8 protein-coding genes are annotated in these 6062 nt (G+C 34.7%); 4 read left to right on the top strand and 4 right to left on the bottom strand.

Annotated features, from left to right (window positions below; translation table 11 throughout):
- Positions 1-71: 71 nt before the first annotated feature.
- Positions 72-356 (bottom strand): bacteriocin-like protein, encoded by a 285-nt coding sequence (locus tag BBH99_RS22355; RefSeq protein WP_066694205.1) that lies wholly within the window; start codon positions 354-356, stop codon positions 72-74.
- 433 nt (positions 357-789) lie between these two features.
- Between BBH99_RS22355 and BBH99_RS07775 the strand changes: the two genes are divergently transcribed.
- The gene (locus BBH99_RS07775; protein WP_066694208.1) at positions 790-1581 is read left to right on the top strand and encodes an XRE family transcriptional regulator; all 792 of its coding nucleotides are present in this window, start codon (positions 790-792) and stop codon (positions 1579-1581) included.
- A gap of 136 nt (positions 1582-1717) precedes the next feature.
- On the opposite strand, the gene BBH99_RS07780 is transcribed toward BBH99_RS07775, so the two are convergent.
- The gene (locus BBH99_RS07780) at positions 1718-2056 is read right to left on the bottom strand and encodes a MerC domain-containing protein (protein WP_066694211.1); all 339 of its coding nucleotides are present in this window, start codon (positions 2054-2056) and stop codon (positions 1718-1720) included.
- Between the two features lie 87 nt (positions 2057-2143).
- Here BBH99_RS07780 and BBH99_RS07785 point away from each other — a divergent pair, with 87 nt between their 5' ends.
- Complete coding sequence (locus BBH99_RS07785) at positions 2144-2530, top strand: Fur family transcriptional regulator (RefSeq protein ID WP_066694214.1); 387 nt, start codon at positions 2144-2146, stop codon at positions 2528-2530.
- 115 nt (positions 2531-2645) lie between these two features.
- On the opposite strand, the gene BBH99_RS07790 is transcribed toward BBH99_RS07785, so the two are convergent.
- On the bottom strand, positions 2646-3128 hold the full coding sequence (locus BBH99_RS07790) for a hypothetical protein (RefSeq protein WP_066694217.1): 483 nt from the start codon (positions 3126-3128) through the stop codon (positions 2646-2648).
- 190 nt (positions 3129-3318) lie between these two features.
- Between BBH99_RS07790 and BBH99_RS07795 the strand changes: the two genes are divergently transcribed.
- Positions 3319-4407 carry an alpha/beta fold hydrolase gene (locus BBH99_RS07795; RefSeq protein WP_066694220.1) on the top strand — a complete coding sequence of 363 codons (1089 nt, stop codon included), beginning with the start codon at positions 3319-3321 and terminating at the stop codon, positions 4405-4407.
- 8 nt (positions 4408-4415) lie between these two features.
- On the opposite strand, the gene BBH99_RS07800 is transcribed toward BBH99_RS07795, so the two are convergent.
- The gene (locus BBH99_RS07800; RefSeq protein WP_228390768.1) at positions 4416-4892 is read right to left on the bottom strand and encodes a GNAT family N-acetyltransferase; all 477 of its coding nucleotides are present in this window, start codon (positions 4890-4892) and stop codon (positions 4416-4418) included.
- Positions 4893-5072: 180 nt separating this feature from the next.
- On the opposite strand from BBH99_RS07800, the gene BBH99_RS07805 reads away from it, so the two are divergent.
- Positions 5073-5576 (top strand): hypothetical protein, encoded by a 504-nt coding sequence (locus BBH99_RS07805; protein WP_066694225.1) that lies wholly within the window; start codon positions 5073-5075, stop codon positions 5574-5576.
- Positions 5577-6062: the final 486 nt, after the last annotated feature.

Consider the following 6062-nt stretch of genomic DNA (forward strand, 5'->3'; position numbering starts at 1 on the left):
TTTTTTAGTATAAAAAATAAAACCGCTCTGAAAAGAGCGGTATACTTTTTAATTTTTAATGGAGCTGCTGATTAGCAAGTAGAACCACACTCTAATAATTTGATGTGGATTACACCATTAACTACACACTGTGTTTGGCATAAAGCGTTTCCAACAACGGTACCTACACCGCCGATAACACCACCTACTGTAGAACCTACACCGCCAACAACACCGCCAACGATAGTACCTACTCCTCCGATAACGCCACCAACAACGCCACCTAGACCACCGATTAATCCTCCGATTGGATCAAGTAATCCTTCTCCTGAAATAGATTTTAGTTCGTTTCTGTCTAGTTTTTTGAAATTTTTCATGATTAAAATTTTATATGATTAATACATCACAAATATATGATAAATAATAATAAACTCATATTATTTTGAATAAAATAATTAAACAATTTTATTATTTAATATTTTGTTAATATAAATGTTTAATATTGTGAATGTCGTTTTTGTGTTGTATCTGGTTGATTTACTAAATTTTAAAAAGCATATTTCAAATTTTAAATATTGGAGTTAATATTTTTAATCACAATGAATTTTTTTATGATTAATATTTAAAATTTATTAAAATGAGGTTATGAGAAGTAAAAATGAAGGATGAAACAGAAAAAAGATGCTTTTTTGTTCCATTTTATTAGCCTTAGTTAATAAATGATAAATTCTCTAAATTTTATGGTAAAAGCTGCCTCTATTATTGATAACAGCAGGCAAAATTCGTATTTTTGCAGACATACTTCTATCAATGCCAATTTTTTCAAATAATATACGCTCTCTGAGAGCCAAGAGAAAGCTTTCTCAACAAAATGTAGCAGATGACCTTATGATCTCCAGGGTGAGATATTCTAAATATGAAAACGGAATTTCAGAACCTCCTATTGAGCTTCTTATCAAGATTTCAAAATATTTTCATGTGAGTATCGATCTTTTATTGTCTGTAGATCTTCAGAAATATTCAACAGAAGATATGCTGAAGCTCCCGGATAACAGAATTGTTCTTCCGGTAGCAGTGGATGATCTTGGAAATGATACTATTGAAATCATTCCACAGAAAGCATCCATGGGATATCTGGAGGGATACAGCGATGTGGGATATATTGAAAGTCTTCAGCGTATTGCCCTGCCCTTTTTAAATAATGGGAAATATAGGGCATTTCCGGCAGACGGAGATTCTATGCCGCCTTTCAGAAATGGCTCATACATTGTAGGAAAATATGTAGAGGGAGTGAACGAGCTGAAGTCTGGAAAGACTTATGTTTTCATTACGCAGAATGATGGGATTACCTATAAACGTTTTAAAGAACATAAAGGAAATGCCATTTGTGTAAGTGCAGATAATTCTTTCTATGAGCCGTATGATATTCCGCTTGAGGATATTGTAGAGATCTGGCAGTATGCTTCAGGAATTTTCCCCGAAGATTTTGAACCTGGAGATTATGAAAGTTATAATTTCAAGGAAATGTTCCGAGAATTAAGACAAGATATCAAAGAATTGGATAAAAAGGTGTCTACGCGCCGTAGAAAATCGTCAAAATAAGCATAGCAATTTGCAGGATATAATAAACAGGCTCTTCAATTATTTTGGAGAGCCTGTTTTAAAACCAACTAAAAATACAAAATATGATATGAAGAATACTGTTCAAAATAAGTTGAAGAATTCTACTGCTACTTTCTTAGTGTTTATGGTTTTTAAAATTGATAAGATGTGCTGTAATAAGTCCGGCTGCTCCTGCATAAATTAAGGGCAGATGTATTTCAAATATAAAGTCTGCAGCAATGGAAACAGTGATAAGACCAATGGATATCCAAAATAAAAACTTAAGCCTGCGGCTAGTAATTTGTTTCGTCACTCTGTAAACTACCAAGGTTCCAATGGCAAGAAATGCAAGGTCAATATAAGGATTATGAGATATTCCTATGGGAATAACAAGCAATAAAGGAAAGACAATACAGTGAATCAGGCATAAAGCTGCCGCTGAGATTCCTACGGCATCAAGAATTTTAGACTTCATAAAGATCGGGATTTAAATTTCTTATTGTAACTTTGTTGCAAATGTAAATATAAAAATTTAAATAAAGCAACTTTGTTGCATTAAAATATGAAACAGATCAGAAATACCCATGCCAAAACTGAAATTTTAAATCTCATTAATGATTCTGAAGTAGCCTTAAGTCACTCGGATATTCAGAAGAGATTAGGTGATCTTTGTAATAGGGTTACCATTTACAGAGTTTTGGAAAGACTTGAAAATGAAGGGGCAATCCATAGAGTTGTGAATGTGGACGGTGTTGTCAATTTTGCAAAATGTATAGGAAAATGTACACATGAACAACATTTTCATAATCATGTTCATTTTAATTGTAAAAAATGTCATTCCGTTACCTGTATTGAGAATGTAATCCCGGAAATTAGTTTGCCTGATCATTTTATTGCTGAGGAATATAATTTTATCATCAGTGGAATTTGTCCGAAATGCAATGCTTAGGTTTTAATGATCTTTTTGATAGTAAATGCCCTTAATATATAAGTGATTGCTACTCTTTAAAATAAAAAAACTCCCTAAACATTTTTAAGGAGTTTTTATTTTTTTGGGATATCTGCTATAAAGGAGAGATATATACTTCTATTTTAGTTCCGTCATAATTGAAGGTACCATCGGAATTGATTTTTCCTAGAACCCATTTCATATCTACCGGAACAGACCATGCTGAGCCTAACGCAAACCCATTGACCGATCTGATTTCATTCCCGTTTCCTGTTGTAACTGCTGAATGGAACCAGGTCTTATCAATAAGCCTATAGAAACCGATTGCTTTTCCTTTAGGTATAGGAGAATAGCCATCCCATTTTTTTCCTCCGGAATAGTTGAACGTTTCTAACCATTTTTGACCTGCTGAACCCGCTAATTGATCTGGACTGATCTTAGCTCCTCTCATATAAAGAGTATAAGCAACCACATCATGGCATACTCCGCTGCTGTACTTTGAAATATTTTCTGCGCCTGAAAGAACGGCATGCGCTACAGGTGCCCTTTCAGATAAAGATAACTGAGCCTTCCTGGCTCCTTCTGGTGTTACTGACATATTAATACTGTTTGTTTGGTTCCCGTAAAGATAGTCATTTTTAAATTAATTGAAAATGAATGGATTATAAGAAAAGCTGAAAAGGAGGTTTAATGGTTTTCGATGTTTTAACCTAGCCAATAATTTTGTAACTTTTTATGTAAATATCTGACATATTGTATATTAAAACTTAATAATATAAACAGCAATCATGAGGTATCCAATTATATCAGCTCTTACTTTATTATTTTCATTTATAGTGTTTGGACAGGATCAAAAGGCCGGAAACAGATATAATGAAGCCAGGGAAATTATCAGAGATCTGGATTCTATAGTTGCTCCTAATGGAATTCAGGAAAGGTATAAAGCAACTATTGGTGGTGCTAAACAATGGGTATATGTTCGCGGGCAGAATAAAGAAAACCCTGTGATTTTATTTGTACATGGTGGTCCGGCCTCTCCTATTGCTCCGGTGATGTGGATGTTTCAAAGGCCCATTGAAGAATATTTTACAGTAGTGAACTATGACCAGAGAGCGTCCGGTAAAACGTATAATGCCAATGATACTCTTAGTTTAAAAAACACTATTAATATCAATCAATATGTAGATGATGCCATTCAGCTTGCTGAATTAATTAAAGAAAAATATAAGAAGAAAAAAGTTCTTCTCATAGGACACAGCTGGGGAACAATTATCTCTATGAAAGCTGCTTTGAAAAGGCCAGATCTGTTTTATGCCTATGTAGGAATCGGACAGATTATCAATACCAGAGATAATGAGCGGCTAAGTGCTGATTTTGCTGTTAAAGAAGCTACCCGACTGAAAAATGATACCGCTCTGAAGGAGCTTGCTTCCATAGCGCCTTACCCGGGAAATACCCCAATTACGAGGGAGAGGATCATTATTGCGAGAAAATGGCCTCAATATTATGGTGGTCTAACAGCTTACAGAAACAATTCCAGGTATTTCTTTCAAGCTCCGTTGCTGGCACCGGAATATTCCTATAATGATGCGGAAGCTATCGGAAAAGGAAGTTTGTTCACTCTTTCAAAGGTACTTCCTGAGTTTCTTGACACAGATTTTAAGAATGTTAAAGAATTTCCTATCCCAGTATTTATGTTTATGGGAAGACATGATTATACTACTCCATCAGAACCTACAGCTCAATGGCTTAAGAATATAAAAGCTCCTTTTAAAAAGGGAATATGGTTTGAAAATTCAGCCCATCTGATTCCTTTTGAAGAACCGGGAAAAATGCTGGTTACTTTATTGAATGATGTTCAGCCTGTCTGTAAATAACAGGAATTTTACACTTTCAGCTGAAAAAGCCCCATGGTAGCATTATGATAATGATCCGGGCGGCCCTCAGTATCAGTCATTTTCTTATCTCCAAGATAGGTAAATCCACATTTTACATAGTAATCTGTTAACTTCTGATTTCCAGCCGTAGTATCCATTCTTACATATAATTTATTATGTTGAGGAGCAAATTCTTTGGCCCACTTTACAATCTGTTCAACAAACTTTTGTCCACGGAAGTTAGGATTTGTCGCTATTCTGTGTATATAAACAGCTGGGTCTTCATTTTTCTCTGCCCAAACCTGATGGTCATCAAAAGTGATACTCCAGACACAGGCCACCTGCTCATCTACTGTAATTTTAAAATGGCGTTCTTCATTGATTTCGGTTTTAATCATATTCCGATCAAATTCCGGCCATTGTACACCGGATACGGTTTTCTTAAAATCGGAAGCCATTTTATATAAGGTAAGGACCGAATCCATATCTTGCAAAGAAGTATTCACTATCATTATCCCCTGTTATAGGGCGAAGATACGGAAAATGCATCGGAATATTTCTTATTGTTATTCAGAATGGGTATAAATACCGTTGGATTGCTTAGGTTACGTTGGGAAACGTCAATAAAAATACTATTTTTATCGGCTAAAAAGAAAAGACCAAGTATGCCGACTGATGCTTCTCATAAGCTGATTCCGATGACTAGCTTCGTGCTTGAATATTATGCCCACGAAGGATATGCCGATCTTCAAACTTTAAGCTTGATGAATAATTATGCTAATTTTTTAAAACGATCCCTTACTTTGGGAATGTTTGTTCCTGTAGATCCTAACGGAAATGTATTAAAGGAACCGAAAAATTATGCTTCATGGAAATCATTGGAACATAATGACAGCGATGATGAGAGAACAGATATGACAGGTTTTGAAGAATATGGTGAATACCAGAAAGCAGAGCGTAAATGTATGTTTGAAGGTTTCAGAGTAGACTACAATGGCTATTCAAAAGTAAGAATTGTGGCTTCTTACGATACTTCCATAGAGCTATCATTCAATAAAAACGATCTGATTCCTGCAGGCTTTAATGATGTGGAAGCATTAACTGTTTTTAATGACATCTTTTTAACTTCTAACGCATTAAAACTTATTGGAATAAAAGATAGGAAATAGAAAGCTTTTTATAAAAGTATAATTTATTTTTGGGATTTTACTAAACTTCCCATTTTTGTCACTCCGTAGGAGTCTTAATATCGTAAAGGAATCTTTATCCATAAGGATTTTTAAAACGTAAAGTTTATCGTTTGATGCTGCTGAATTTTAAGAGAGCAAAGAGATTGATCGATTTTCAATCGATCTGATGAAGCGGTTTGTTACCATGAGCTTATTCAAACGGCTTTGCCGCAAACTTTGCCTCCTTATAATCATACGTTCAGCCAATAAAACTTTTGCGTTAAATTCAGATTACTATCATATTTTTTTAAAACGCAAAGTTTATCATTTGCTGCTGCTAGATTTTAAGAGAGCAAAGAGATTGATCGATTTTCAATCGATCTGATGAAGCGGTTTGTTACCATGAGCTTATTCAAACGACTTTGCCGCAAACTTTGCCTCCTTATAATCATACGTTCGGCCAATAAAACTTTTGCGTTAAATTCA

Origin of the sequence: Chryseobacterium contaminans, assembly GCF_001684955.1 — a bacterium.
Taxonomy (GTDB): Bacteria; Bacteroidota; Bacteroidia; order Flavobacteriales; family Weeksellaceae; genus Chryseobacterium; species Chryseobacterium contaminans.

Excerpts from the sequence above, each read along its gene's own strand:
- BBH99_RS07800 (WP_228390768.1), bottom strand. The coding sequence starts at position 4,892 with ATGGATTCGGTCCTTACCTTATATAAAATGGCTTCCGATTTTAAGAAA.
- BBH99_RS07795 (WP_066694220.1), top strand. The coding sequence starts at position 3,319 with ATGAGGTATCCAATTATATCAGCTCTTACTTTATTATTTTCATTTATA.
- BBH99_RS07785 (WP_066694214.1), top strand. The coding sequence starts at position 2,144 with ATGAAACAGATCAGAAATACCCATGCCAAAACTGAAATTTTAAATCTC.
- BBH99_RS07775 (WP_066694208.1), top strand. The coding sequence starts at position 790 with ATGCCAATTTTTTCAAATAATATACGCTCTCTGAGAGCCAAGAGAAAG.
- BBH99_RS22355 (WP_066694205.1), bottom strand. The coding sequence starts at position 356 with ATGAAAAATTTCAAAAAACTAGACAGAAACGAACTAAAATCTATTTCA.
- BBH99_RS07790 (WP_066694217.1), bottom strand. The coding sequence starts at position 3,128 with ATGTCAGTAACACCAGAAGGAGCCAGGAAGGCTCAGTTATCTTTATCT.
- BBH99_RS07780 (WP_066694211.1), bottom strand. The coding sequence starts at position 2,056 with ATGAAGTCTAAAATTCTTGATGCCGTAGGAATCTCAGCGGCAGCTTTA.
- BBH99_RS07805 (WP_066694225.1), top strand. The coding sequence starts at position 5,073 with ATGCCGACTGATGCTTCTCATAAGCTGATTCCGATGACTAGCTTCGTG.